This window comes from Caballeronia catudaia, assembly GCF_001544755.2.
GTDB lineage: Bacteria > Pseudomonadota > Gammaproteobacteria > Burkholderiales > Burkholderiaceae > Caballeronia > Caballeronia catudaia.
On record NZ_FCOF02000010.1, the window covers coordinates 187,667 to 211,016 of the forward strand.

A 23,350-nucleotide genomic window follows, 5' to 3' on the forward strand; every position below is an offset into this window, starting at 1 on the left:
CATCTCGCAAAAGGGCGCCGTATCGCCGCACCACGGCAGGCGCCCGGCTCGCGGAGACAAGCGTTGAATCGAGAACAGGCGCTCCGGTTCGAGACCGAATTCATGCCGCGCATCGTCGAACGCGTAACGCGTGTCGCCGGTCACGGCGTGCGCGTCGCCATTCTTCCGTACGAAAGCCCGTTCGTGCCGGCGCGCCTGCACGTGAGCGCGGAGCAAGCGCGGCGCGAGGGCGACGGGCATCGGCACGTCTACGCCTGTGCGCTCAACGTATTTCTCACCTGGGACGCCGACGAGATCGACCGTCTCTTCGGCGCCGGCGGCGAGGCCCGATTCGTGCGTTATCTGGATGCAATCGCCGCGAAACTCGACGCCTGGCAGGGCGCGCGCGAAGTGGATCTCGCGACGCGCTCGCAGGCGGAACCGTCGGTATTGTTCGGCGGTCTGGACTTCGAAGCCTGATCACGGCGGCCGGCTGCCGCCCGTTAGCGCCCGTTCAGCCGACGCATCGCATCGCCGGTCCTGCGCATCCCGCATCACCGGCTGGGCGCATCAACGTGAACGAGGAGGTCGGTATGGCATCGTCGAATGAAGGCAATCTGCGCGCATTCGTGCAAACCGCGGAACAGGCGGGCGGCTTCGTCTGGGTCATCGCGCTCGTCGATTTCAACGCGCGCGAAGTCAAGCGCGCGATGGTTTCCGAGGAAAACTTCGCCACCGCCGACGCGGCCCGCGACGCGGGCACCGATCGTCTCAAAGGCATGTCGAACGACCGCTGATTTTCACGGCGCGCGCCGGGCGGCGGACTCACTTCGTCGCGATCACCATCGAATCCGCTCCCGCCAGGGGTTCGACGCGCGCCGTCGCAAATCCCGCTTCACGCATCCACGCGCAGCACTGCGCGCCGGTGTAGTCGAAGCCGCCCGGCGTCTCGATCAGCATGTTGAGGCTCATGAGCAGGCCGAACGCGTTCTGGCGTCGCTCGTCGTCGATGATCGCGTCGTACACGATGAGGCAGCCGCCCGATGGCAGCGCCGCGTGGCACTTCGCGAGCAGCTCGATTTTTTGCTCCAGGTTCCAGTCGTGCAGGATGTGCCCCATCACGAGCACGTCGGCCGAGGGACACGCGTCCTTGAAGAAATCGCCGGGATAGAAACGCAGCCGGTCCTGAAGGCCGTTTGCAGCGACGTACTCATCGAACACCGGGCCGACCACCGGCAGGTCAAAGCCGCCGCCCATCAGATGCGGATGCGCCAGCGCGACCTGCACGGGCAGCGCGCCCTGCGCCGCGCCGATGTCGATGAACGTGCTGTACTCACGCCACGGAAACTGCCGCGCGATCGCTTTCGCCGCGCCCATGCTGACGCCGCTCATCGCGCGAAGAAAGCCGCGCAGACGCGCCGGATCGCTGTACAGAGTTTCGAAGAGATTGCCGCCGTGCTTCGCTTCGTTCTGCGGCAGCCCGGTGCGCAGCGCTTCGGTGAGCGATCCCCAGAACGGGTAGAGACGCGCGTTCGCCATCTCCAGTAGGCCGCCGACATACGACGGCTTGTTGCGGTCGAGGAAGAAATCGGCATCGTGCGTGTTTGCGTAGCGGCCGTTCTCGCGCGTGAGCAGATCGAGCGCGACGAGCGTATCGAGAAAATCCAGCGCCCCGCGGGGATGCAGCCCGAGCGCCTTCGCGAGATCGTCCGCCTGCCGCGGACCGTTCGACAGCGCCGTAAAGACGCCAAGCTCGACCGCCGAGAGCATCGCCTTCGACGCCCAGAACGCCATGCCGATTTGCAGCAGCCGTTGCGGATCTGGGTTCGCGCTCGTAGCCTCTTGCATGATGTGCCTCCTGGCGGAAGTACGATGAATGGCGGTTCGCTGGGATGTGTAGGCAAGCCGGAAACGACTGCGTAACTTTAGGTGCCGCGCGTGTCGGGTTCAAGGCGATATGTTGGCTGCAACACGCGGAAATCGCGCAGACGAAACACGTTCGACGATTTCGAACGTATGCGCCAAGGACGTCGCACGGCAGCGCGTGAATCCTTGTCCATAATGGCTTCACACTGATCAACGTTCACAAGGACAACATCATGAACCGCTTCGAAGGCAAGACAGTTCTGGTTACCGGCGGCAACAGCGGCATCGGTCTCGCGACGGCGCAGGCGTTTGCCGCGGAAGGCGCGCGGGTCGTCGTCACGGGCCGCGACGAAGGCTCGCTCGCCACGGCGCGCGCGTCGCTCGGCGCGAACGCGCTGGCGATACGCAACGTGACGGGCACGGTCGAATCGGCGCGCGAACTCGCGCAACGCCTGAGCGACGCGAACATCCGGCTCGACGCGGTGTTCGTCAACGCGGGCATCGCCACGTTCGGGCCGTTCACGGACATCGACGAACGCGCCTGGGACGAAACTTTCGCGATCAACGTGAAGGGCCCGTACTTCCAGATCCAGTCGCTCGTGCCGCTCTTCAACGAAGGCGCATCGATCGTGCTGAACGGTTCGATCAACGCGCATATCGGCATGCCGATGTCGTCGATCTATGCGGCGAGCAAGGCCGCGTTCGTGTCGCTCGCGAAGACGCTGTCGGCGGAATTGCTGCCGCGTGGCGTGCGCGTGAATGTCGTGAGTCCGGGCCCGGTCACGACGCCGCTGCACGACAAGCTCGGCCTCGCCGACGATGCCGCCGCGCAACTGCGCGGCCAGATCCCGCTCGGCCGTTTCGGCAAGTCGAGCGAAGTGGCGGCGACGGTGCTGCATCTCGCATCGCCGGAATCGGGGTTCATCGTCGGCACGGAGATCATCATCGACGGCGGCATGAGCCAGCTTTGAGCCGACCGTGAGTGCCGCGCTTTGCGACGCATCTGGCGCAAAGGCGGCGCACAATCTCGCGAGGCACGCACACGGGGCATCGGCATGAGCGAGAACGAGAACGAAGGGGGCGGCGATGCAGCGGCCGCGCGCGAGGCGCGCTATCGCCGCTACGAGGCGGCAGGGGAAACGTCGGTGCGCGCGGACCTCGACGCATCCGCGGACGCCGATCCCGAAGCGCCGTTCAAGCGCGCGTGGCTGCGCGGCAAGGACGCGACGCGTCAGGACGAGCAGTTCCGTGCGATGTTCGCGTCGGTGAGTTCCGCCAACGACGCTGCGCAGCTCGCCCGCGACTCGGCGCAAGCGTCGCGCCGCTCGGCTTTCTGGACGATGATCGCGGCGCTCGCGGCGACGACCGGCGTGATCGTCAATGCGGCGATCGCGCTCGGATGGCTCGACTGGCTGCGACGTTAGCGCACGACGCGCACGGCGGGCTGCAGTTCGCCCCAGCTGACGAGGATCTGCTGAATGCTGCGCGCGTAGGCATCGCGATGCTTCGGCGATTCCGAGTGATACGCGCCGATCGCCTGCCACGTGTTGCCGTACTTGGCCATCTTCTGCTTCAGCAGCCACGCAGCGACGAACACGTTGACGCACGGATCGGTGAGTGCGCGACGCGGGATGCCGTGACGCGCAAGATCGGAAAAATGGACGGAGTTGATCTGCAACTGGCCGATATCAATCGAGCCGTTCGCGTTGCGGTTGATCGCGGCGGCATCGCCTTTCGATTCGCGCCACGCGACCGCGCGCAGCACGAGCGGATTGACGCCCTGGTAGGCGCCGGCCTGTTCGAAGCAATCGTCGGCGCGCGCGGCGCTCGCAAAAAGTGTCGCGCCGAGCAGCACGCAGGCGGCGAGGACGCCGAACGTCGAATGGATCATGAAACGGGCTCCTTCTGGCGATGAGCGACGCGGCTTACTGCGCGAGCGCCGTGTCGATGCGAAGCTCGACGTCTTTCAGATAGACGCGCGATTCGTCGGACACGACGAGGCGCGGTTCGGGGCCGCTGCATTTGCAATCGGCGACGCGGCGCGTTTTCTTCCCTTTCTTGCCCGGGGGACGGGCGATCGGATCGTCGTCGCCGGCTGCGGGCGGCAGCATCGCCAGCGTCGGCAAGGGCGGATAGACCTTCTGTACAGCGGGGCCGAGCGCGGCGAGCGTTTGCATGGACGCGGGCGCGCTCACGTCGAGCGGACCGGCGATGGCGCTCGACGCAAGCAGCAGGCCGGCGGCGACCATCGGGAAAAGACAGAGGATTTGGCGCATCGCGTCAGCCTCCCTGCGTCGGCTTGATCGACACGCTGTACGGCTGTCGCGCGCTGGCGGTCAGGTTTTCGAGGCTGAGCCGCACCGCGTGTTTCGCTGGCACGCCTTTCCAGATCGCCTGATTGAGGTACGGAAAGTCCTGCGCGAGCGCGGTGACGAGAATGGTCGTCGGCTGCTTTTGCGCGGCGGCGAGCGCGCCCGCTTTCGCGAGAATCGCGCTCAGTTGCGGATCGCGCGCGCCGAGGGCGTCAGCGGGAATCTCGAAGCGAAGGATGTCGGCGGAAATCGCCGGCTTGTCGGTCTGGGCCGTGCTGGCCGCGGGCATCGGCGCGCAGCCGGTTAAGGCGACTGCGACGGCGATGGCAAAAAGTGACGCTGCCCACTTCACTGGCATCTCCTGATTGAGTCATGGCGATATGCGAGTTGTCGGCGCGGGCGCGCGCGACTTGATAGCCGCGCGCAAACGTTTCGCAATTAGCAAGACTTGACGCAGAAGACGCCGATTCGAGGAAGCGGCGCGCACGAATCACGACGATCGGCGCGGCGCCCTTGCCGACGTGACAGCGACATGACGATCAGATGCGCCACCATGCGCCCACCTTCGGTTCGGCATCGAGCGCGCGGAGGAAGTCATCGGCGAAGGCGTCGGCGGCGCGCTGCCAGTCTTGCGAGCCTTCGGGGAGATCGTGGGGATTTTTCAGGCCGCGCGCATGACGGATGACGGCGACCGTTTCGGTCAGGGCGGCGAGTGCGTCGAGGGTGTGGGCGTTCATACCGCGGTTATCGGCGCGGGCGGCACCGACTTTAGCGGATAACGCAATCGCAAACTTTACCAATCGTACCAAATTTGATACGCTTCGATCAGCGCACGATGACAAGGATACGGGCGCGTAACGATAACAGTCAAAACGTCAACAGCATGGAAACGAAATCATTAGGTAATGATAAGAACGGGAAGTTGAGTAATGCAAGATGTCGTTCTGAAAGTCCGATTTTTTCGGCAAACCTGCGGCAATGAGCCGGTTCGTGAATGGCTGAGTAGCTTGGGCTCGGCGGACAAGAAGGCGATTGGCGCTGACATCAAGACCGTGCAGATTGGTTGGCCGCTCGGCATGCCGCTCGTTCGCAAATTGAAGAAAGATCTATGGGAAGTACGGATTCATCTGCATCAAAGAATCGCGCGAGTGCTCTTCACCGTACGACACGGCGAGATGATTCTCCTCCACGGCTTCATCAAAAAATCGCAGGCGTTGCCCAAGAGCGATTTCGAACTGGCCGAGGCGCGAATGCGAGACGTCCACGACGGAGTGCCATATGACTAAGAAACATGTCGGAAGCGACTTCGACGATTTCCTCGAAGAAGAAGGCATCCTCGAGGAAGTGACCGCCACAGCGATCAAGCGGGTGATCGCCTGGCAGATCGAGCAGGAAATGAAGGCGCAGCACATCACCAAGACGGCGATGGCGGCAAAGATGAAAACGAGCCGCTCGGCGCTCAACCGTTTGCTCGACGCCAGCGATACCAGCCTTACGCTGACGACTTTGGCAAGCGCCGCAGCCGCGCTCGGCAAGCGGTTCAGATTCGAGCTCGTCAACGGGTCATAACCCCCTCAAGCCTTCGGCTTCCGATGCCCCGAAACAAGCGCCCCCGCGTCGCGTGAAAGCCCGAACAGATCGAGCACGCCGACCAACCCCACGAACGCGACGATCAGAAACGCGACGCTGAAATCCTCGGGCCCGACGGAATGCGCGTCGTGGCCATGAAACCACTCGCCGATGCGCAGCGCGATCGCGCCGATCGCGACGCCGATGCCCATCGTCATCTGGAAAAGCGTGCTGGAGAGCGCCGATGCGCCGCTCATCTGCGCTTTCGGGACGTCGGCGAAAGCGAGCGTATTCAGCGCGGTGAACTGCAGCGAACGCGACAGGCCGCTCGCGAACAGCACGACGACGATCAGGAGCCTCGGGGTCGCTGGCGTGAGCAGGCTCATCGCGGCGAGCGACAGGGCGGCGATCACGCCATTGACGATCAGCACCGGACGGAACCCGAACTGGCGCATCACGGGCGTCGTCACGAGCTTCATCGACAGATTGCCGGCGAACACCGCGAGCGTCAGCAGACCCGATTCGAACGCGTTCATGCCGAAGCCGACCTGGAACATCAACGGCAGCAGAAACGGCGCCGCGCTGATCGCGATGCGAAAAAGCGAGCCGCCGCCCATCGCGACGGCGAAAGTCTTCACCTTCAGCGCCGACAGATCGACGACGGGCTGCGCCGCCCGCCGCAAATGCCGCCACGACGCGATGCCCGCCACCACGCCCACCGCGACGAGCACGCCGACGAAGCGCCAGTCCGCGTCGCTGCGGCCGACGAGCTCCATCGCGTAGAGCAGCGTCGTGCACGCGATGCCGCAGAGCGCGAAGCCCGGCAGATCGAAGCGGCGTTTCGCGTCCTCGCGCACGTTGTCGATATGGCGCAGCGTCAGCAAGAGGCCGATCACTCCGAGCGGCACGTTCAGGTAGAAGATCCAGCGCCACGACGAGTACGTCGTGATGAAACCGCCCAGCGGCGGGCCGATCACCGGCGCGACGAGCCCCGGCCATGTGATGATCGCGATCGCGCGCATCAGGCCTTCCTTGGGCGTCGCGCGCAGCACGGCGAGGCGGCCGACCGGCACCATCATCGCGCCGCCGATGCCTTGGAGCACGCGCGCCGCGGCGAAGGCGGGCAGGGTCGAGGTCGTCGCGCACAGCACGGACGCCGCCGTGAACACCGCGATCGCGCTGGCGAACACCGTGCGCAGGCCGAAGCGGTCAGCGGCCCAGCCGGAAATCGGAATGAAGACGGCGAGCGTCAGCAGATACGCCGTGATGCCGAGACTCATGTCCGCGGGATGCACGTTGAACGAGCGCGCCATCTGCGGCAAAGCGGTGGCGATGATCGTGCCGTCGAGGTTCTCCATGAAGAACGTCGCCGCGACGAGCATGACGATGAGCGACGAGGCCTTGTTCTTCTCGCGATCGCTTGCTGACGGCATCGGTCGGGCACTCCTCTTCGTGTATCGGGAAGGCTGCCATTCTAGCCGCGACAGCAGACCTTTCGCGGCTATGGTAGGTTTTGCGATTGCCGGAAAACCAGCCAGAAGTCATTTCCGACAATGCGCCAACGCGATGCCGACATCGTGCCAACGCCGCGCAAACACCACGCCAACAAGAACGAGGACAGAGCACATGAAGTTTCGGAAACTGGGTGATTCGGGTGTCGAAGTCAGCCTGATCGGGCTCGGCACCATGACCTGGGGCGAGCAGAACACCGAGAGCGAAGCGCACGAGCAGATTGATTACGCGCTCGGCGAAGGCGTGAATCTGATCGATGCCGCCGAAATGTACCCGGTCCCGCCGCGTCCAGAAACGCAGGGCCGCACGGAGGAATACATCGGCACGTGGCTCGCGAAGCATGCCGCCAAGCGCGGCGATATCGTGCTCGCGACGAAGATGGCCGGACCCGCGCGCCAGCCGCACAATCCCCGGCACATCCGTGGCGCGGGCAATCAGTTCGATCGCAAGAATCTGAACGAGGCCATCGACGGCAGTCTGAAACGCCTGCAAACGGATTACGTCGATCTGTATCAGTTGCACTGGCCCGACCGCAACACGATGACCTTCGGCCGGCCGTCGTATCCGTATATCGACGACGAATACACGGTGCCCATCGAGGAAACGCTCGCCGTGCTCGCCGATCTCGTGAAGGCAGGCAAGATCCGTCATGTGGGCGTGTCGAACGAAACGCCCTGGGGCGTCGCGCAATTCCTGCGCGCAGCCGAAAAGGCGGGACTGCCGAAGATCGTCAGCATTCAGAATCCGTACAGTCTCGTGAATCGCACCTACGAGTTCGGCCTGTCGGAGTTCACGCACAGGGAAGGCGTCGGGCTGCTTGCGTACTCGCCGCTCGCGTTCGGCTGGCTGTCCGGCAAGTACGAAGGCGGCGCGCGTCCGGCGGGCGCGCGCATCACGCTCTATGAGCGCTTCCAGCGTTACAGCAAGCCGCAGGCGCTCGCGGCGATCACGTCGTATGTCGAATTGACGAAGCGCCACGGACTCACGCCGACGCAACTCGCGCTCGCGTTCGTCAACACGCGGCCGTTCACGACCAGCACGTTGATCGGCGCGACCTCGATGGCGCAGTTGAAAGAGAACATCGAGAGCGTAAACGTCGAACTGTCGGAAGAAATTCTGGCGGAAATCGACGCGTTGCACGAACGTCAGCCGAACCCCGCGCCGTGAAATTTCCTGCGGGCTCAACGATTTGACGGAGAATCGCATGGTTCGCGCGCGAATGTGTCAGCATTGACGTTCGCGCCTTCGTCCGATATCGCTTTGTAACGCCGGGCTCACTTTTGGCCCGTACTCTGCCGTAATGCCGCCCGGATCCTGCAATGCGGGATTCGCGGCGCGCTCCTCGTGTCACCCGCGGTGCAGTGCCGGCACCAAGGCACTACACTTGCTCGATGGTCCTGGTTGCCCGCTGCGGCGCCTTTCGCCACAGCGCGCTCTTTGCAAAGGAGTCGTCGCTCATGTCTCAAGCATCATCGCAGGGCAAAGATCTCGATCGCCTCACGATCGACACCATCCGCACGCTTTCGATGGACGCCGTGCAAAAGGCCAATTCCGGCCACCCCGGCACACCGATGGCGCTCGCGCCCGTCGCATTCCATCTCTGGCAAAACCATCTTCGCTACGATCCGGACGCACCGCTCTGGCCGAATCGAGACCGCTTCGTGCTGTCGGTCGGTCATGCGTCGATGCTGCTGTATTCGCTGCTGCATCTCGCGGGCGTGAAGGAAGTCGACGAAGACGGCAAGCCGACCGGCAACGCCGCCGTATCCCTCGACGACATCAAGCAGTTCCGCCAGATCGACAGCAAGACCCCTGGCCATCCGGAGTTCCGCCTGACCACAGGCGTCGAGACGACGACCGGGCCGCTGGGGCAAGGGCTCGGCAACAGCGTCGGGATGGCGATGGCCGCTCGCTGGAAGGAGGCGCGCTTCAACAAGGGCAAGGACACGATCTTCGATTACCGCGTCTACGCGCTCTGTGGCGACGGCGACATGATGGAAGGCGTGTCGCACGAAGCAGCGTCGCTAGCGGGGCATCTGAAGCTGTCGAACCTGATCTGGATCTACGACAGCAACACGATCACCATCGAAGGCCATACGGAGCTCGCGTACAGCGACGATGTCGAAGCGCGCTTTCACGGCTACAACTGGCACACGCTGCACGTCGACGACGCCAACGACGCAAACGCGCTCGAAGACGCCATCAACAAGGCGAAGTCGCACACTGACAAGCCGACGCTGATCGTCGTGAAGAGCATCATCGGCTGGGGCGCGCCGAACAAGCAGAACACCGCGAGCGCGCACGGCGAGGCGCTCGGCGAGGAGGAAGTGAAGCTCGCGAAGAAGTTCTACGGCTGGCCGGAAGACAAGCAGTTCTACGTGCCCGAAGGCGTGATGCAGCACTTCGCCGACGGCATGGGCGCGCGCGGCAAGAGGGCGCACACGGAATGGAAGCAGCGTTTCGACGCCTACGAAAAAGCGCAGCCCGAGCTCGCGAAAGAAGCGTGGATGATGCTGGAGCACAAGCTGCCCGAAGGCTGGGAAAGCGCGATTCCGACCTTCGAGGCGGACCCGAAGGGGCTCGCCACGCGCGATTCGTCGGGCAAGGTGCTCAACGCGATCGCGCAGCGCATTCCGTGGATCATCGGCGGCGCGGCGGACCTGTCGCCATCGACGAAAACGAATCTCAAGTTCGAAGGCGCGGGCAGCTTCGAGCACGACAGCTACGGCGGCCGCAACCTGCACTTCGGCATTCGCGAGCACGGCATGGGCGCGGTCTGCAACGGCCTCGCGCTGTCGAATCTGCGGCCGTACGGTTCGACGTTCCTGATCTTCAGCGACTACATGAAGCCGCCGATCCGCCTCTCCGCGATCATGGAAGTGCCGGTGATCTACGTGTTCACGCACGACTCCATCGGCGTCGGCGAAGACGGCCCGACGCATCAGCCGATCGAGCAGCTCGCGACCTTGCGCGCGGTGCCGGGCCTCTGCCTGCTGCGTCCCGCCGATGCCAACGAAGTCGGCGAAGCGTGGCGCGTCGCGCTGTCGCACACGAAGGAGCCGTCGTGTCTCGTGCTGACGCGTCAGCCGCTGCCGACCTTCGACCGCAAGAAATACGCATCGGCGGAAGGCGTGCGGCGCGGCGCTTACGTGCTCGCCGATACCGAAGGCGGGAAGAAGCCCGAAGTGCTGTTGCTCGCGACCGGCAGCGAAGTCTCGCTGTGCGTCGAGGCCTATGAGAAGCTGAAGGCCGAAGGCGTCGCGGCGCGCGTCGTGTCGATGCCCTCGTGGGACATCTTCGAGCAGCAGGATCTGGCGTACAAGGAGTCGGTGCTGCCGCCCGACGTGCATGCGCGCGTCTGCGTCGAGCAGGCCGCGACGATCGGCTGGGACCGCTATGTCGGCCGCCTGGGATCGCAGATCGTGATGCACACGTTCGGCGCGTCGGCGCCGCTCAAGGCGCTCAAGACGAAGTTCGGCTTCACGCCGGAGGCGGTCTACGAGGCCGCGAAAAAGCAGATCGAACGCGTCAAAGCCAACGGCAAGGAGTGAACCATCATGCAGATCGGCATCGTGGGACTGGGTCGCATGGGCGGCAACATCGGGCGGCGCCTGATGCGCGCCGGGCATACGTGCGTCGTGTACGACCACGCTCCGCAAGCGACCGAAGCGCTGGCGAGCGAAGGCGCGACGGGCGCCAGGGATCTGGGCGATCTCGTCGCGAAGCTCGACGCGCCGCGCGTCGTCTGGCTGATGCTGCCCGCGGGCAAGATCACCGAGGACACGCTCAACGATCTGCACAAGATCCTCGGCGCGGACGACGTGATCATCGACGGCGGCAACACTTTCTACAAGGACGACATCCGCCGCGCCGGGCAACTGCGCGAGCAGGGCATTCATTATGTCGATGTCGGCACATCGGGCGGCGTCTGGGGCCTGACGCGCGGCTATTGCATGATGATCGGCGGCGATGAGGCGGTGGTGAAGCGCATCGATCCGATACTCGCGACGCTCGCGCCCGGACGCGGCGACATTCCCGAAACGCCGGGACGCGAAGGGCGCGATCCGCGCGTCGAGAACGGCTATATGCATTGCGGGCCGGTCGGCTCGGGGCATTTCGTGAAGATGGTCCACAACGGCATCGAATACGGATTGATGCAGGCGTATGCCGAGGGCTTTCACATCCTGAGGCACAAGGAGTCGAAGGATCTCGCGGAAGACGAGCGCTATTCGCTCGATCTCGCGGATGTCGCCGAAGTGTGGCGGCGCGGCAGCGTGGTGTCGTCATGGCTGCTCGATCTGACCGCGGGCGCGCTCGCGACCGACGGCACGCTCGAACGCTTCTCGACCGAAGTCGCGGACAGCGGCGAAGGGCGCTGGACGATCGAGGCGGCGATCGAGGAAGCGGTGCCCGCGCAGGTGCTGTCGGCGGCGCTCTACACGCGTTTTCGCTCACGCGACGCCGAGTCGTTCCCCGAGCGCATGCTGTCCGCGATGCGCTTCGGCTTCGGCGGGCATCACGAGTTTCCGGTGAAGTAGCCGTCTCTCGAGCGATGCAGAAACGGCGATGGACTGTGAAAGTCCATCGCCGTTTTCATTTCATCATGCGCCGCCGGAAAAGCCACGCGCACACGAAGAACGGCACGATCGCATACGCGATCAATACGCCGACATGCAGCGCCACGCCGTCGAACGGGCGGGCGAGCATCGCGCAGCGGATCAGTTCCACCGCATGATAGAGCGGCAGCGCCTGCGTGACGTGCCGGGCGAGCGCGGGCAACTGCGCGATCGGGAAGAACACGCCGGAGAGCAGGAGCATCGGCGTGAGCGCGAGCGTCTGATAGAACATGAAGAAGTCGTAGCTCGGCGCAAGCGCGGTGACGACCATCGCCGTGCTCGCGAACGCCAGTCCCGTCAGCACGATGATGGGCACCGCTATCAGCATCGACGGAAATTCCGCGTAACCGAGCGCGCCCGCGACCAGCATGATCGCCACGCCCGACAGCACCGATTTGCTCGCGGCCCAGACGATCTCGCCGAGCACGATATCGCCGAGCGTAAGCGGTGTGTGCATGATCGCTTCCCACGTGCGCTGCACGTGCATGCGCGAGAAGCCGGAGTACATCGCCTCGAAGCTCGATGACATCATCACGCTCGACGCCACCGTGCCCGCCGCGAGAAACGCGATATACGACACGCCATCGACATGCCCGACCATCAGCCCGAGGCCGAGTCCGAGGCCGAACAGATAGATCATCGGGTCGGCGAGATTGCCGATCATCGACGCAATCGCGAGTTTCTTCCAGACGAGATAGTTGCGTCGCCACACCGACATCCAGTGCGTGGCGTTCGCGGGAAGCGCGTTGGACAACGGAGACAGATTGTCCGAATGCTTCGGCGGCGTGCGCGCGCGTTTTCCGTCGACGCGCGATTGTTCGAGCGTATCCATGAACTCAGTCCACCATCTCGCGCCCCGTGAGGCGCAGGAACACATCTTCGAGATTCGCCGGCCGATGCAGATAGCGCACGTCGGCGCGGCCTTTCACGCGCACATGCACGGGTTGCGGATCGTCGACGTAGCAAAAGAGCGTCTCGCCGCTCACCTCCATGCGCTCGACGAAGGGCGCGAGCTCCGCGGCGAGCGCCTGCGGATCGGGGCCGTAGATTTCGATCACGTCCGAACCGATCACCGATTCGATCAGATCGTGCGGCCGTCCTTCGGCGATCTTGCGGCCTTCCTCGATCACGCAGAGCCGGTCGCACAGACGCTCGGCTTCTTCCATGAAGTGCGTCGTCAGGAGAATCGTCTTGCCGCGCGCGAGCAGGGAGCGCAAGCGCTCCCAGATGAGATGCCGCGCCTGCGGATCGAGGCCCGTGGTCGGTTCGTCCATCACGAGGACATCGGGATCGTTGACGAGCGCGCGCGCGAGCGTAAGGCGCCGCTTCATGCCGCCCGACAGTTCGCCGACGCGCGCATCTGCCTTGCTCTCCAGCCGCGCGAACTCCAGCAGCGAAGGCACGAGCGCATCCATGCGCGCGCCCCGCAGGCCGAAGTAGCGGCCAAACACGAGCAGATTCTCGCGCACCGTGAAATCGGGATCGAGATTGTCGAACTGCGGCACGACGCCTACGCGCTCGCGTGCGAAACGGGCGCGCGCGGGCACCGGCTCGCCGACGAGCCGGATCGCGCCACCGTCCGGCGACGTGATGCCGAGCAGCATCTTGAGCGTCGTCGTCTTGCCCGCGCCGTTCGGGCCGAGCAGTCCGAAGCATTCGCCGGGCCGCACATCGAACGACAGGCCACCGACGACCGTGCGCTCACCGTAGCGCTTCCTTACTTCAGTGAATTCGATGGCGGGCGGCGCGCCGGTTTCATCGGCGACGATGCGTTTCGCTCGTTGCAATGTTTGATCAGTCATGCATTCGATGCGGGGAAAACCGCATAGGGAAATCCAGCGGGCAGTGTAATCCAATGCACCGGCGCGGCGCTCGGCGTGCAACCGCAAGCGACGCGCCGGGTCGAACATTGTGCGGAGCAGGTTGAACCGGTTCCGGCCGATAGTGCCAGAGGCTTGTCTTTCGGGCAGTTCGCGGTTCTGGCACGGTGCGAGCTAACGTGTTGGCGTTGGTTAGCGTTTTCCAGCGTTGTCACGCATGGAACGACACACCAAGATGAAGACGCGCTCGGCCCCTACGGGGCGCACGAAGGGAATTTGGCCAGGGAGGTCATGATGGAAAGCTATCGAAAAATCCTGCTGTGCTACGACGGTTCCCGAGAAGGCCGCAAGGCGCTTCGGCAGGGCGCGAATCTCGCGCTCGACCTGAATGCGGAGACGCACGTCCTCGCCGTGGTGGACATGCGCTCGAGCATCGCGCAGAGCGCCGGATTGCTGACCGACATGGCCTGCGGACGCTTCGAGGAAGCCGCGCGTGACATCCTGCAGGAAGGCGTCGAATGGCTGCGAGAGCGCGGCTTGCAGGCGCAGGGCCACTTCGCATTCGGGCATCCGATCGACGAGATCGCTGCGCTCGCGGAGAGCCTTCAGGTCGATCTCGTCGTCGTGGGTCATCGCTGCCGCAGCGGCCTCGCGCGCTGGTGGATGGGCGCGGGCAATACGCCGCTGCTCGACCGCGTGAAGTGCAGCATTCTGGTCGCCGTGTGTCAGGCGGGCGAATCGGCCGAGGCGGAAGACGAAGCGGCTTACGCGGCGAGGCCGGTCAAGGCGGAAGCCGGCGCCTGAGCGGGGACGCTTGACGGTCAACCGTTGAGATCGACGGCGGCGAGCTTCCACGACACGAGCCCGTAGCGATGGAAGATCGCCGAGTAACGCGCATCGCCGGCGCCGTGCTGATACGTGACCACGAACGTGTTCAGGTCCCGGTACCCGGCGGTCGTCTGCGGTGGTTCTCGGGGCGGCTGTTGCGCGGTCGTCACGCCTGAGGAAGGCGCATTCGCCGCAGCGCCGTTGCTCGCTTGTGGCGGACGCTCGCCCGGATCGCCACGCGGCGGAATGCCGTTCAGAATGGCCGCGACGCCGTCCGGGGTCGCATACGAATCCACCAAAGGACCGACGAGCGCCGCACCGATCATCGCGCCAATGATCGCGAGCGGATTGCCGCTTTTCTGGATATCGATGCGGCGTGTGAGCAGCGCCGCGACCTGATCCTTGAGACTCGCGCGAAGCGCGGGAAAATCGACGTATTCGTTGACGGTCTGCGCGTCGCGCGCATCGGCGGCACGCTTAACGCGATTCAACGCGATATACGGTGACGCATAAACGAAACCGAGCGCTGCGACGAGAATCAGAACGACGAGCGCGGTGGCGACAGAACGGGAAGTGCGTGACATGCGAGGGCGAAGCCTCTCTTGCGGAACGTGACTCCGGAATTGACCACGCAGGCGCGTGATAAATCCCGGGACTTCACGTGCCGCGTACCAGCACCACGATTCAAGCCAGAATGCCGCCGGTGAGCCCCGCGCTTTCCTCGGCGATGCAACGGTCGATCATGCGCGACACTTCATCGATCTTGCCCACGAAAATCACCCGCGATTGTCCGCGATAGACCCGCACCGGCGCGCGCTGTTCGGGCTCCGCGTGCACCGCGCTGTTCAGCGACACGCGCGCAAAGGCCGGCTGGCGCGACGGAAGCGCGGGCATTTCGTCGAAGAGGTCGGGCGTAGTTTCGGCGCGCGGCATGCCGCACGTGATCAGCGTGCGCAAATGGCGCAGGCGGCCGAACTGACGGAAGGGCAGCAGACGGGCAAAACGTTCCATTATGACTCTCCAGACGATAGGACGCACCGCGGCGCACCGCGCGCGGTGGCCGTCATGCTGGTTGTGTTTGAGACGCCTTAAAGCGTTCGAAGCAGTGGGTGAGGTGATATTCCGCTCTTACCGAGACATTTCCTGTCTCCGTGCGACAAGCGGAGCATCATTTATTTGCTGCCGCCCGCACCTCCCAACGCCTCGCCACGCCTTTAGCGAGCCGTCAGAATTCGCCCGAACGGATCAGTCCGACCGCGATGCCTTCCAACGCGAAATCGCCGCTGCCGGATCGCACGAAAATGTTTTCATAGTCCGGGTTCTCGGCGATCAGTTCGACGCCGTCCGGACGGCGCTTCCAGCGCTTCACGGTGACGTCGTCGCCGAGGCGCGCGACGACGATCTGCCCGTCCTTCGCTTCGTTGCGTTTCTGCACGGCGAGCAGGTCGCCGTCGAGAATGCCGGCATCGCGCATCGAAAGGCCGCGCACCTTCAGCAGGTAGTCCGGCTTGCTGGAAAAGAACGCCGGATCGCACGCGTAGTGCTGCGAGATGTGCTCTTGCGCCAGGATCGGGCTACCCGCCGCAACGCGCCCGACCAGCGGCAGCGACAACTGCATGATGCTCTGATGCGGCAGCGTGAGCTGATGCGGCAGCTCTTCCGAGCGATCAATGCGCGATGCGTCGCCGAGCAGACGGATGCCGCGCGAAGAACCCGCCGCCAGCTCGATCACGCCCTTGCGAGCCAGCGCCCGAAGATGCTCCTCGGCCGAGTTCGCCGAACTGAAACCCAGCTCGGCCGCAATCTCGGCACGCGTCGGCGGAAAGCCGGTGCGCTCGATCGCGCGCTGGATCAGTTCGAAAACCTGCTGTTGCCGCGCGGTAAGTTTTGATGTTCTGGTCACTGGCTCGGGCCCCTGATGCACTGTATGAATGGACAGGTAACTGTATTTTTATACAGTATTCGGCACTTTTCAAGCTTTACTTTAAGTTCGGCCGTGCGGGACCGCGCCAGCGCTGACCCCGCTTTTTCCACTCAGGAATATCGTTCTTAGCAGTTTTTTCGTATAAAAAAGTGAAGAACGATTATTTCTAATCATATAGGCGCGTCGATAGACTGATTCCGTCAATTCGATAAGACGGAGAACGGGGAATGCAAAGCATCAACACAGGATTGCGGCGGCTGCTCGCTGCGGCGGCGCTGAGTGCGGCGGGGCTGATCATGACGGCGCCCGCGCATGCCGACACGTCGTTTTTGAACGTCTCCTACGACCCGACCCGCGAGCTGTACCAAGACTTCAATCAGGCGTTCACGAAGAAATGGAAGGCCGACACGGGCGAGACGGTCACCTTCAAGCAATCGCACGGCGGCTCCGGCGGCCAGGCGCGCGCAGTGCTCGACGGCCTGCAGGCCGATGTCGTGACGCTCGCACTCGCCTACGATATCGACGCGCTCGCGGGCAAGGGCCTCGGCGCGGACTGGCAAAAGCGTCTGCCCGACAATGCGTCGCCCTACACGTCGACGATCGTGTTCCTCGTGCGCAAGGGCAATCCGAAACACATCAAGGATTGGGACGACCTGACGAAGCCGGGCGTCTCGATCGTCACGCCGAATCCGAAGACATCGGGCGGGGCGCGCTGGAACTATCTCGCGGCGTGGGCCTATGCACAGCACAAACAGGGCGGCAACGAGCAAACGGCGAAGGACTTCGTGACGAAGCTCTACAAGAACGCGGGCGTGCTCGATTCCGGCGCACGGGGCGCCACGACGAGCTTCGTGCAGCGCGGGCAGGGCGACGTGCTGATCGCGTGGGAAAACGAGGCGTTCCTGTCGCTGAAGGAGTTCGGGCCGGAGAAGTTCGAGATCGTGGCGCCGTCGGTGAGCATTCTGGCGGAGCCGCCGGTCGCCGTGGTCGACAAGGTCGTCGACAAACACGGCACGCGCAAGCTCGCGGAAGCCTATCTCAAGTATCTGTATAGCGACGAAGGCCAGCAGATCGCCGCGCGCAACTTCTATCGGCCGCGCTCGGACAAGGTTCCGGCCGAGCTCACGAAGCAGTTTCCGAAGCTGAAGCTCTATACCATCGACGACACGTTCGGCGGCTGGACCAAGGCCCAGAAGACGCATTTCGCGGACGGCGGCGTGTTCGATTCGATCTATCAGCCGCAATAAGCGAAACAGGCGGCGACGCGGCGCGTCAATGACGCCGCGCGCCGGAAGCAGCAACGCGCCCGACCCCGGCGCGCAGAAAAAGGATGAATCAAGGATGACGACCCTCACATTCAGGAAGCCGAGCGCGCTTCCAGGGTTCGGCCTGACGATCGGCATCACGGTGGCGTACCTGAGCCTCGTGGTGCTGATTCCGCTTGCCGCGACCTTCGCGAAGACCGCGACGCTCGACTGGCCGCAGTTCGTGCGCGCGGTGACATCGCCGCGCGTGCTGGCGTCGTATCGGCTGACGTTCGGCGCGGCGCTCGGCGGCGCGCTCATCAACGCGGTGTTCGGCTTTCTCGTCGCGTGGGTGCTGGTGCGCTACACGTTCCCGTTCAAGCGCATCGTCGATGCGATGGTCGATCTGCCGTTCGCGCTGCCGACGTCGGTGGCCGGCATTTCGCTCGCGGCCGTGTATGCGGGCAACGGCTGGATCGGACAATATCTCGCGCCGCTCGGCATCAAGGTCGCGTTCACGCCGCTCGGCGTGCTCGTCGCGCTGACGTTCATCGGCTTGCCTTTCGTCGTCCGCACGGTGCAGCCGGTGCTCGAAGACTTCGAGCGCGAACAGGAAGAAGCCGCCGCGTGCCTCGGCGCGACGCGCTGGCTCACGTTCCGCCGCGTCGTGCTGCCTTCGCTCTTTCCCGCGCTCCTGACCGGTTTCGCGCTCGCGTTCGCGCGTGCGCTCGGCGAATACGGCTCGGTGATCTTCATCGCGGGCAACGTGCCGATGAAGTCCGAGATCACGTCGCTGCTCATCATCACCAAGCTCGAGCAATACGATTACGCCGGCGCGACCGCGCTCGCCGTCGTGATGCTGTGCGTATCGTTCCTGATGCTGCTCTTCATCAACACGTTGCAGTGGTTCCTGCAACGGCGCACGAGCAAGACCGGCGCCACGCCTGCAAGCGTCGCGCTGGCTGCGGGAGAAACGGCATGAGCAAGGTCCTTCCGTTGCAGACGGCGACGCGCCGCGGCGTGCAAAGCCTCAATCCCGTCACCGAGCCGCGCGCCGTGCGCTGGCTGCTCACGGGCATCGCGCTCGCGTTTCTCGCGCTCTTTCTCGTGGTGCCGCTCGTGGCGGTGTTCGTGCAGGCGTTCGCGAAGGGCGTCGATTACTACTTCGAGTCGCTGAAGGACCCGGACGCGTGGTCCGCGATCAAGCTCACGTTGATGATCGCCGCGATCGCCGTGCCGCTGAACGTCGTGTTCGGGCTCGCGGCGTCGTGGGCGATCGCGAAGTTCGAGTTCAAGGGCCGTGCGCTGCTGACGACGCTCATCGACCTGCCGTTCTCCGTGTCGCCCGTGATCTCCGGTCTCATCTACGTACTGATGTTCGGCGCGCAGGGCTGGTTCGGCCCGTGGCTCGCCGCGCACGACGTGCAGATCATCTTCGCGGTGCCCGGCATCGTGCTCGCGACGATCTTCGTCACGTTCCCGTTCGTCGCGCGCGAGCTGATTCCGCTGATGCAGGCGCAAGGCAACGATGAGGAAGAAGCGGCGCACGTGCTCGGCGCGTCGGGCTGGCAGATTTTCCGGCGCGTGACCTTGCCCAACGTGAAGTGGGGCCTGCTCTACGGCGTGATCCTCTGCAACGCGCGGGCGATGGGCGAGTTCGGCGCGGTGTCGGTGGTGTCGGGCCATATCCGCGGGCAGACCGACACGATGCCGCTGCACGTCGAAATTCTCTACAACGAATACAACTTTTCGGCCGCGTTCGCGGTGGCGTCGCTGCTTGCGCTGCTCGCGCTCGTGACGCTCGCGCTGAAGCTCCTCGCGGAGCGGCGCATGACGCAAGCCGTCACCGAAGCCAAAGCCACCGCACAGAATTGAAGAGGCCGACATCATCATGAGCATCATCGTTCGCAATCTGCAAAAACGCTTCGGCGATTTCACCGCGCTCGACAACGTCACGCTCGATTTCCCGGCGGGCGAGCTCGTCGCGCTGCTCGGGCCTTCCGGCTGCGGCAAGACCACGCTTCTGCGCGTGATCGCGGGCCTCGAATTCGCCGATGCGGGCCAGGTCGTGCTGCACGGCGAGGACGTCGCGGAAGTCGGCGCGCGCGAGCGGCAGGTCGGCTTCGTGTTCCAGCATTACGCACTGTTCCGCCACATGACCGTGTTCGAGAACGTCGCGTTCGGCCTGCGCGTGAAGCCGCGCCGCGAGCGGCCTTCGGAATCGGTCATTCGCGAGAAGGTGCATGAGCTTCTGAAACTCGTACAGCTCGACTGGTTGTCGGAGCGCTTTCCGTCGGAACTGTCGGGCGGGCAGCGGCAGCGTATCGCGCTCGCGCGCGCGCTCGCCGTCGAGCCGAAAGTGCTTCTGCTCGACGAACCCTTCGGCGCGCTCGACGCCAAAGTGCGCAAGGAATTGCGAAGCTGGCTGCGCCGTCTGCACGACGATCTGCATATCTCGACGCTCTTCGTCACGCACGACCAGGAAGAGGCGCTCGAAGTGGCAGATCGCATCGTCGTGATGAATCACGGGCGCGTGGAGCAGGTGGGCAGTCCGCAAGACGTGTACGATCATCCGCAGACGTCGTTCGTCTATGAGTTTCTGGGCGCGGCGAACCGGCTGCAGGGTAATTTAGATGCGAACGGCTTCGTCGCCGATGGCGCCGCAAGTCCGATTGCCGCGATCGCCGCGAACCCGCATTTCAGCGGCCGGGCGCTCGCGTATGTGCGTCCGCACGATCTCGCGCTCTATCCCGCCGATGGCGCCGGCGGTGCACATGGCGACGGCATCACGGTCGGCGTGCGGCGTGTCGTGACGCTGGGCGGCTCGGTGCGCGTCGAACTCGAAGGCAGCGGCGGCGTGATCGAGGCGGAACTGGATCGCGAGGCGTGGCGCGCGCTTAAGCTCGATATCGGCGATGGCGTCACGGCCGTGCCGCGCGCCTTGCGAGTCTTCCCCGCGCAATGACAACACCATAAAAATAGAGAGGCTTACATGAACTTCCAGCAATTGCGCTTCGTGCGCGAGGCCGTGCGTCAGAACATGAATCTGACGGAGGTCGCCAATGTGCTTTACACGTCGCAGTCGGGCGTGTCGAAGCAGATCAAGGATCTCGAGGACGAACTCGGCGTCGATATCTTCATTCGCCGCGGCAAGCGTCTCACCGGTCTCACGGAGCCGGGCAAGCAGGTGCATCAGCTCATCGAGCGCATGCTGCTCGACGCCGAGAACCTGCGGCGCGTCGCGCGTCAGTTCGCGGATCAGGACAACGGCCATCTGGTCGTCGCGACGACGCACACGCAGGCGCGTTACGCACTGCCCAAGGTCATCCGCCGCTTCACCGAGGTGTTCCCGAAAGTGCATCTCGCGCTGCGTCAGGGCAGCCCGCAGCAGATCGCGCAGATGATCATCAACGGCGAAGCGGACATCGGCATTTCGACCGAAGCGCTCGACCGTTATCCGGATATCGTCACGTTCCCGTGCTATTCGTGGCATCACACGGTAGTGGTGCCGAAGGATCATCCGCTCGTCGGCGTCGAGAACATCACGCTCGAACAGATCGCCGAATATCCCATCGTCACCTACGACACCGATTTCACCGGCCGCTCCCATGTGGACCAGGCGTTCGCGAGCGCGGGCGCGATTCCCGATATCGTGCTGACCGCAATCGACGCCGACGTCATCAAGACGTACGTCGAACTCGGCATGGGCATCGGCATCGTCGCGGCGATGGCCTATGACGCCAAGCGCGACACCGAGCTCGTCGCGCTCGATACGCAGCATCTCTTCGAAGCCAGCACGACGCGCGTCGGCCTGCGGAAGGGCGCGTTTCTGCGCGCGTATGCGTACCGGCTGATCGAAATGTTCGCGCCGCAACTCGATGAAGCGCAGATCGCCGCGCAGCTTCGCGAAGCGGCTTGAATCACGTGCCGGCTGATTTACAATCGCCGGCATGAATACATCCTTCCTACCTCGCATCGCCGTGCTGGCAACGGGCGGCACCATCGCCGGACAAGCCGGTGATGCATCGAAGACGGCGGGCTACAAGGCGGGCGTCGTCGGCGTCGACAAACTGCTCGCTGCCGTGCCTGCTCTGTCATCCGTCGCGAGCATTCACGCCGAACAGATCGCGAGTATCGACAGCAAAGATATGAGCGCCGCGTTGTGGACGACACTCGCGCGCCGTATCGACGAGTTGCTCGCGCAGGACGACATAGTCGGCGTCGTCGTCACGCACGGCACCGACACGCTCGAAGAAACCGCGTATCTGCTACATCTCACGGTGAAGAGCGCGAAGCCCGTCGTGCTGACGGCGGCGATGCGCCCGTCGACCGCGCTATCCGCCGATGGCCCGCTGAACCTGCTCAACGCCGTCACTGTTGCGGCGTCCGCGAGCGCCAAAGGGCAAGGCGTGCTCGTCGCGTTCAACAACCAGATTCACTGCGCGCGCGATGTCACCAAGACGAGCACCTACGCGGTCGATGCGTTTCGCTCACCCGAAACGGGCGTCCTCGGCTTCGTGCAAGATGGGCGCGTGGAATTTCAACGTACGGTCGTGCGACCGCACACGAGCGCAAGCGAGTTCGCCGTGGCGGATCGATGGCCGATGGTGGAAGTCGTCACGAGCCACGCCGATGCGTCGGGCGTGATGGTGGATGCGCTGGTTGCGGCGGGTGTGAAGGGCATCGTCATCGCGGGCACGGGCAACGGCTCGATGCATGCGACGCTCACGCACGCGCTCGGGGATGCGGTGAAGCAGGGCGTCGCGGTGGTGCGCGCGTCGCGCGTGGGCTCGGGGCACGTGATGCGCAACGGCGCGGCCAACGACGACGCGCTCGGCACGATCAGCGCGGGCACGCTCAATCCGTACAAGGCGCGCGTGCTGCTGATGCTGGCGCTGGCGGCAAGCGCGCAAGACCTTCAGCGCGTCTTCGACACTTACTGAAAAAATGAAAAACGCGAACGGAAGTTCGCGTTTTTCGTTGAGGCTTCAGAGAGGATCAGAGAAACTCAGGCCGCGGGAATGCGCAGCACCTGTCCCGGATAAATCTTGTCCGGGCTCTTCAGCATCGGCTTGTTCGCTTCGAAGATCACATCGTTCTTCGAACCGTTGCCGTAATACTTCTCGGCGATTTTCCAGAGATTGTCGCCCGACACGACGGTGTAATACTGCGACTCGGGTTCGGAATTCGGCACGGTCAGTTGATCGTCAACCTTGTCGACGTGCTGCACGTTGCCCGCGGCGACGAGGATCTTTTCCTTCGTCGCCTGATCCGGCGCCTGACCCGACACGGTCACCGTATGCGATGCGCCGTCATACTGGACTTGCAGATTGTCCGCGTTGAGACCTTGCGAACGAATGTACGTCGCGATGGCTTCGCCCGCTTTCTGGTTGAGCGCGGCGACATCGACGGGCGCGGCAGCCGGAGCCGCCTGCGCGATCGGCGTGGCTGCGCCGAAGAGTTTCTCGCCTGCTTCCTTGATAAAGCTGAGGATTCCCATTGTTCAACTCCTTGATTAACGATGGTGATTTACGGCTCGCGAAGTCTAGGCAGATTAGTCGCGATCACCACCAGATAGTTCTGAGTTTCAACAAAAGGATTTGTGTATAGACCGGAGACATGGGTAACAGGTGTGTCAGGACATGGGTAACACATTTAGCTCCTTTGACTGCCACGTTTC

The 23,350-nt window shown here is 64.0% G+C and carries 28 protein-coding genes; 16 read left to right on the forward strand and 12 right to left on the reverse strand.

The window, feature by feature from the left end:
* The first annotated feature begins 63 nt into the window (after positions 1–63).
* Positions 64–459: a DUF5594 family protein gene (locus tag AWB75_RS14135; RefSeq protein ID WP_061124691.1), complete on the forward strand. Its 396-nt coding sequence runs from the start codon at positions 64–66 to the stop codon at positions 457–459.
* A gap of 113 nt (positions 460–572) precedes the next feature.
* Positions 573–776 (forward strand): hypothetical protein, encoded by a 204-nt coding sequence (locus tag AWB75_RS14140; RefSeq protein WP_061124692.1) that lies wholly within the window; start codon positions 573–575, stop codon positions 774–776.
* 28 nt (positions 777–804) lie between these two features.
* On the opposite strand, the gene AWB75_RS14145 is transcribed toward AWB75_RS14140, so the two are convergent.
* A complete protein-coding gene (locus tag AWB75_RS14145; protein ID WP_061124693.1) occupies positions 805–1,827 on the reverse strand; it encodes a methyltransferase in 1,023 nt (340 codons plus the stop codon).
* Positions 1,828–2,078: 251 nt separating this feature from the next.
* Between AWB75_RS14145 and AWB75_RS14150 the strand changes: the two genes are divergently transcribed.
* Together AWB75_RS14150 and AWB75_RS14155 are read left to right on the forward strand one after the other, a co-directional pair.
* Positions 2,079–2,816 carry an SDR family oxidoreductase gene (locus tag AWB75_RS14150; protein ID WP_061124694.1) on the forward strand — a complete coding sequence of 246 codons (738 nt, stop codon included), beginning with the start codon at positions 2,079–2,081 and terminating at the stop codon, positions 2,814–2,816.
* Positions 2,817–2,900: 84 nt separating this feature from the next.
* Positions 2,901–3,269, forward strand: coding sequence for a hypothetical protein (locus tag AWB75_RS14155; protein ID WP_061124734.1), 369 nt, complete (start codon positions 2,901–2,903; stop codon positions 3,267–3,269).
* On the opposite strand, the gene AWB75_RS14160 is transcribed toward AWB75_RS14155, so the two are convergent.
* The 4 genes from AWB75_RS14160 to AWB75_RS14175 all read right to left on the reverse strand — a co-directional run bounded on the left by AWB75_RS14160 (position 3,266) and on the right by AWB75_RS14175 (position 4,894).
* The gene (locus AWB75_RS14160) at positions 3,266–3,736 is read right to left on the reverse strand and encodes a lytic transglycosylase domain-containing protein (protein ID WP_061124695.1); all 471 of its coding nucleotides are present in this window, start codon (positions 3,734–3,736) and stop codon (positions 3,266–3,268) included. The two genes, AWB75_RS14155 and AWB75_RS14160, sit on opposite strands and share 4 nt — an antisense overlap.
* Positions 3,737–3,770: 34 nt before the next feature.
* Positions 3,771–4,121: a hypothetical protein gene (locus tag AWB75_RS14165; protein WP_061124696.1), complete on the reverse strand. Its 351-nt coding sequence runs from the start codon at positions 4,119–4,121 to the stop codon at positions 3,771–3,773.
* Positions 4,122–4,125: 4 nt separating this feature from the next.
* Positions 4,126–4,515, reverse strand: coding sequence for a hypothetical protein (locus tag AWB75_RS14170; protein WP_061124697.1), 390 nt, complete (start codon positions 4,513–4,515; stop codon positions 4,126–4,128).
* A 181-nt stretch (positions 4,516–4,696) separates the two neighbouring features.
* A complete protein-coding gene (locus AWB75_RS14175) occupies positions 4,697–4,894 on the reverse strand; it encodes a hypothetical protein (protein WP_061124698.1) in 198 nt (65 codons plus the stop codon).
* A gap of 192 nt (positions 4,895–5,086) precedes the next feature.
* Here AWB75_RS14175 and AWB75_RS14180 point away from each other — a divergent pair, with 192 nt between their 5' ends.
* Together AWB75_RS14180 and AWB75_RS14185 are read left to right on the forward strand one after the other, a co-directional pair.
* A complete protein-coding gene (locus AWB75_RS14180; RefSeq protein WP_061124699.1) occupies positions 5,087–5,443 on the forward strand; it encodes a type II toxin-antitoxin system RelE/ParE family toxin in 357 nt (118 codons plus the stop codon).
* Positions 5,436–5,726: a helix-turn-helix domain-containing protein gene (locus tag AWB75_RS14185; RefSeq protein WP_061124700.1), complete on the forward strand. Its 291-nt coding sequence runs from the start codon at positions 5,436–5,438 to the stop codon at positions 5,724–5,726. The genes AWB75_RS14180 and AWB75_RS14185 overlap by 8 nt, the downstream gene beginning before the upstream one ends.
* Before the next feature lie 5 nt (positions 5,727–5,731).
* Here AWB75_RS14185 and AWB75_RS14190 read toward each other — a convergent pair whose 3' ends face one another.
* Positions 5,732–7,159, reverse strand: a complete 1,428-nt coding sequence (locus AWB75_RS14190; RefSeq protein ID WP_061124701.1) for an MFS transporter — start codon at positions 7,157–7,159, stop codon at positions 5,732–5,734.
* Positions 7,160–7,352: 193 nt separating this feature from the next.
* Between AWB75_RS14190 and AWB75_RS14195 the strand changes: the two genes are divergently transcribed.
* The 3 genes from AWB75_RS14195 to gnd all read left to right on the forward strand — a co-directional run bounded on the left by AWB75_RS14195 (position 7,353) and on the right by gnd (position 11,776).
* Complete coding sequence (locus AWB75_RS14195; protein WP_061124702.1) at positions 7,353–8,405, forward strand: NADP(H)-dependent aldo-keto reductase; 1,053 nt, start codon at positions 7,353–7,355, stop codon at positions 8,403–8,405.
* Positions 8,406–8,695: 290 nt separating this feature from the next.
* Positions 8,696–10,789 carry a transketolase gene (gene tkt / locus AWB75_RS14200; RefSeq protein ID WP_061124703.1) on the forward strand — a complete coding sequence of 698 codons (2,094 nt, stop codon included), beginning with the start codon at positions 8,696–8,698 and terminating at the stop codon, positions 10,787–10,789.
* 6 nt (positions 10,790–10,795) lie between these two features.
* The gene (gene gnd / locus AWB75_RS14205) at positions 10,796–11,776 is read left to right on the forward strand and encodes a phosphogluconate dehydrogenase (NAD(+)-dependent, decarboxylating) (protein ID WP_061124704.1); all 981 of its coding nucleotides are present in this window, start codon (positions 10,796–10,798) and stop codon (positions 11,774–11,776) included.
* A gap of 55 nt (positions 11,777–11,831) precedes the next feature.
* On the opposite strand, the gene AWB75_RS14210 is transcribed toward gnd, so the two are convergent.
* Positions 11,832–12,686, reverse strand: a complete 855-nt coding sequence (locus tag AWB75_RS14210; RefSeq protein ID WP_268807829.1) for an ABC transporter permease — start codon at positions 12,684–12,686, stop codon at positions 11,832–11,834.
* Between the two features lie 4 nt (positions 12,687–12,690).
* Positions 12,691–13,656, reverse strand: coding sequence for a nodulation factor ABC transporter ATP-binding protein NodI (gene nodI / locus AWB75_RS14215; protein WP_061124705.1), 966 nt, complete (start codon positions 13,654–13,656; stop codon positions 12,691–12,693).
* A 312-nt stretch (positions 13,657–13,968) separates the two neighbouring features.
* Here nodI and AWB75_RS14220 point away from each other — a divergent pair, with 312 nt between their 5' ends.
* Entirely contained in the window at positions 13,969–14,478 is a 510-nt protein-coding gene (locus AWB75_RS14220) for a universal stress protein (RefSeq protein WP_061124736.1), read from the forward strand.
* Between the two features lie 17 nt (positions 14,479–14,495).
* Here AWB75_RS14220 and AWB75_RS14225 read toward each other — a convergent pair whose 3' ends face one another.
* The 3 genes from AWB75_RS14225 to lexA form a co-directional block, all read right to left on the reverse strand.
* Complete coding sequence (locus AWB75_RS14225) at positions 14,496–15,086, reverse strand: DUF2939 domain-containing protein (protein WP_061124706.1); 591 nt, start codon at positions 15,084–15,086, stop codon at positions 14,496–14,498.
* A 100-nt stretch (positions 15,087–15,186) separates the two neighbouring features.
* Positions 15,187–15,513 carry a hypothetical protein gene (locus tag AWB75_RS14230; protein WP_061124707.1) on the reverse strand — a complete coding sequence of 109 codons (327 nt, stop codon included), beginning with the start codon at positions 15,511–15,513 and terminating at the stop codon, positions 15,187–15,189.
* Between the two features lie 214 nt (positions 15,514–15,727).
* Positions 15,728–16,405: a transcriptional repressor LexA gene (gene lexA, locus AWB75_RS14235; protein ID WP_061124708.1), complete on the reverse strand. Its 678-nt coding sequence runs from the start codon at positions 16,403–16,405 to the stop codon at positions 15,728–15,730.
* Positions 16,406–16,653: 248 nt separating this feature from the next.
* Here lexA and AWB75_RS14240 point away from each other — a divergent pair, with 248 nt between their 5' ends.
* The 6 genes from AWB75_RS14240 to AWB75_RS14265 all read left to right on the forward strand — a co-directional run bounded on the left by AWB75_RS14240 (position 16,654) and on the right by AWB75_RS14265 (position 22,613).
* Positions 16,654–17,673 carry a sulfate ABC transporter substrate-binding protein gene (locus AWB75_RS14240; protein ID WP_061124709.1) on the forward strand — a complete coding sequence of 340 codons (1,020 nt, stop codon included), beginning with the start codon at positions 16,654–16,656 and terminating at the stop codon, positions 17,671–17,673.
* Between the two features lie 94 nt (positions 17,674–17,767).
* Positions 17,768–18,652, forward strand: coding sequence for a sulfate ABC transporter permease subunit CysT (cysT, locus tag AWB75_RS14245; protein WP_061124737.1), 885 nt, complete (start codon positions 17,768–17,770; stop codon positions 18,650–18,652).
* Positions 18,649–19,545 (forward strand): sulfate ABC transporter permease subunit CysW, encoded by an 897-nt coding sequence (gene cysW, locus AWB75_RS14250; RefSeq protein WP_061124710.1) that lies wholly within the window; start codon positions 18,649–18,651, stop codon positions 19,543–19,545. Before cysT ends, cysW begins: the two co-directional genes overlap by 4 nt.
* A gap of 16 nt (positions 19,546–19,561) precedes the next feature.
* Entirely contained in the window at positions 19,562–20,635 is a 1,074-nt protein-coding gene (locus AWB75_RS14255) for a sulfate/molybdate ABC transporter ATP-binding protein (RefSeq protein ID WP_061124711.1), read from the forward strand.
* 27 nt (positions 20,636–20,662) lie between these two features.
* Entirely contained in the window at positions 20,663–21,589 is a 927-nt protein-coding gene (locus AWB75_RS14260; RefSeq protein ID WP_061124712.1) for a CysB family HTH-type transcriptional regulator, read from the forward strand.
* 31 nt (positions 21,590–21,620) lie between these two features.
* Positions 21,621–22,613: an asparaginase gene (locus AWB75_RS14265; protein WP_087086616.1), complete on the forward strand. Its 993-nt coding sequence runs from the start codon at positions 21,621–21,623 to the stop codon at positions 22,611–22,613.
* Between the two features lie 65 nt (positions 22,614–22,678).
* Here the strand turns inward: AWB75_RS14265 and lysM are convergent, their stop codons facing one another.
* Complete coding sequence (lysM, locus tag AWB75_RS14270; RefSeq protein ID WP_061124714.1) at positions 22,679–23,170, reverse strand: peptidoglycan-binding protein LysM; 492 nt, start codon at positions 23,168–23,170, stop codon at positions 22,679–22,681.
* Positions 23,171–23,350: the final 180 nt, after the last annotated feature.

Excerpts from the sequence above, each read along its gene's own strand:
- AWB75_RS14220 (WP_061124736.1), top strand. The coding sequence starts at position 13,969 with ATGGAAAGCTATCGAAAAATCCTGCTGTGCTACGACGGTTCCCGAGAA.
- AWB75_RS14165 (WP_061124696.1), bottom strand. The coding sequence starts at position 4,121 with ATGCGCCAAATCCTCTGTCTTTTCCCGATGGTCGCCGCCGGCCTGCTG.
- AWB75_RS14210 (WP_268807829.1), bottom strand. The coding sequence starts at position 12,686 with ATGGATACGCTCGAACAATCGCGCGTCGACGGAAAACGCGCGCGCACG.
- gnd (WP_061124704.1), top strand. The coding sequence starts at position 10,796 with ATGCAGATCGGCATCGTGGGACTGGGTCGCATGGGCGGCAACATCGGG.
- AWB75_RS14260 (WP_061124712.1), top strand. The coding sequence starts at position 20,663 with ATGAACTTCCAGCAATTGCGCTTCGTGCGCGAGGCCGTGCGTCAGAAC.
- AWB75_RS14155 (WP_061124734.1), top strand. The coding sequence starts at position 2,901 with ATGAGCGAGAACGAGAACGAAGGGGGCGGCGATGCAGCGGCCGCGCGC.
- tkt (WP_061124703.1), top strand. The coding sequence starts at position 8,696 with ATGTCTCAAGCATCATCGCAGGGCAAAGATCTCGATCGCCTCACGATC.
- lysM (WP_061124714.1), bottom strand. The coding sequence starts at position 23,170 with ATGGGAATCCTCAGCTTTATCAAGGAAGCAGGCGAGAAACTCTTCGGC.
- AWB75_RS14230 (WP_061124707.1), bottom strand. The coding sequence starts at position 15,513 with ATGGAACGTTTTGCCCGTCTGCTGCCCTTCCGTCAGTTCGGCCGCCTG.
- cysW (WP_061124710.1), top strand. The coding sequence starts at position 18,649 with ATGAGCAAGGTCCTTCCGTTGCAGACGGCGACGCGCCGCGGCGTGCAA.
- AWB75_RS14145 (WP_061124693.1), bottom strand. The coding sequence starts at position 1,827 with ATGCAAGAGGCTACGAGCGCGAACCCAGATCCGCAACGGCTGCTGCAA.
- AWB75_RS14170 (WP_061124697.1), bottom strand. The coding sequence starts at position 4,515 with ATGCCAGTGAAGTGGGCAGCGTCACTTTTTGCCATCGCCGTCGCAGTC.
- AWB75_RS14255 (WP_061124711.1), top strand. The coding sequence starts at position 19,562 with ATGAGCATCATCGTTCGCAATCTGCAAAAACGCTTCGGCGATTTCACC.
- AWB75_RS14140 (WP_061124692.1), top strand. The coding sequence starts at position 573 with ATGGCATCGTCGAATGAAGGCAATCTGCGCGCATTCGTGCAAACCGCG.
- AWB75_RS14240 (WP_061124709.1), top strand. The coding sequence starts at position 16,654 with ATGCAAAGCATCAACACAGGATTGCGGCGGCTGCTCGCTGCGGCGGCG.
- AWB75_RS14225 (WP_061124706.1), bottom strand. The coding sequence starts at position 15,086 with ATGTCACGCACTTCCCGTTCTGTCGCCACCGCGCTCGTCGTTCTGATT.
- AWB75_RS14195 (WP_061124702.1), top strand. The coding sequence starts at position 7,353 with ATGAAGTTTCGGAAACTGGGTGATTCGGGTGTCGAAGTCAGCCTGATC.
- AWB75_RS14160 (WP_061124695.1), bottom strand. The coding sequence starts at position 3,736 with ATGATCCATTCGACGTTCGGCGTCCTCGCCGCCTGCGTGCTGCTCGGC.
- AWB75_RS14180 (WP_061124699.1), top strand. The coding sequence starts at position 5,087 with ATGCAAGATGTCGTTCTGAAAGTCCGATTTTTTCGGCAAACCTGCGGC.
- nodI (WP_061124705.1), bottom strand. The coding sequence starts at position 13,656 with ATGACTGATCAAACATTGCAACGAGCGAAACGCATCGTCGCCGATGAA.
- AWB75_RS14175 (WP_061124698.1), bottom strand. The coding sequence starts at position 4,894 with ATGAACGCCCACACCCTCGACGCACTCGCCGCCCTGACCGAAACGGTC.
- AWB75_RS14185 (WP_061124700.1), top strand. The coding sequence starts at position 5,436 with ATGACTAAGAAACATGTCGGAAGCGACTTCGACGATTTCCTCGAAGAA.
- AWB75_RS14265 (WP_087086616.1), top strand. The coding sequence starts at position 21,621 with ATGAATACATCCTTCCTACCTCGCATCGCCGTGCTGGCAACGGGCGGC.
- AWB75_RS14150 (WP_061124694.1), top strand. The coding sequence starts at position 2,079 with ATGAACCGCTTCGAAGGCAAGACAGTTCTGGTTACCGGCGGCAACAGC.
- cysT (WP_061124737.1), top strand. The coding sequence starts at position 17,768 with ATGACGACCCTCACATTCAGGAAGCCGAGCGCGCTTCCAGGGTTCGGC.
- AWB75_RS14190 (WP_061124701.1), bottom strand. The coding sequence starts at position 7,159 with ATGCCGTCAGCAAGCGATCGCGAGAAGAACAAGGCCTCGTCGCTCATC.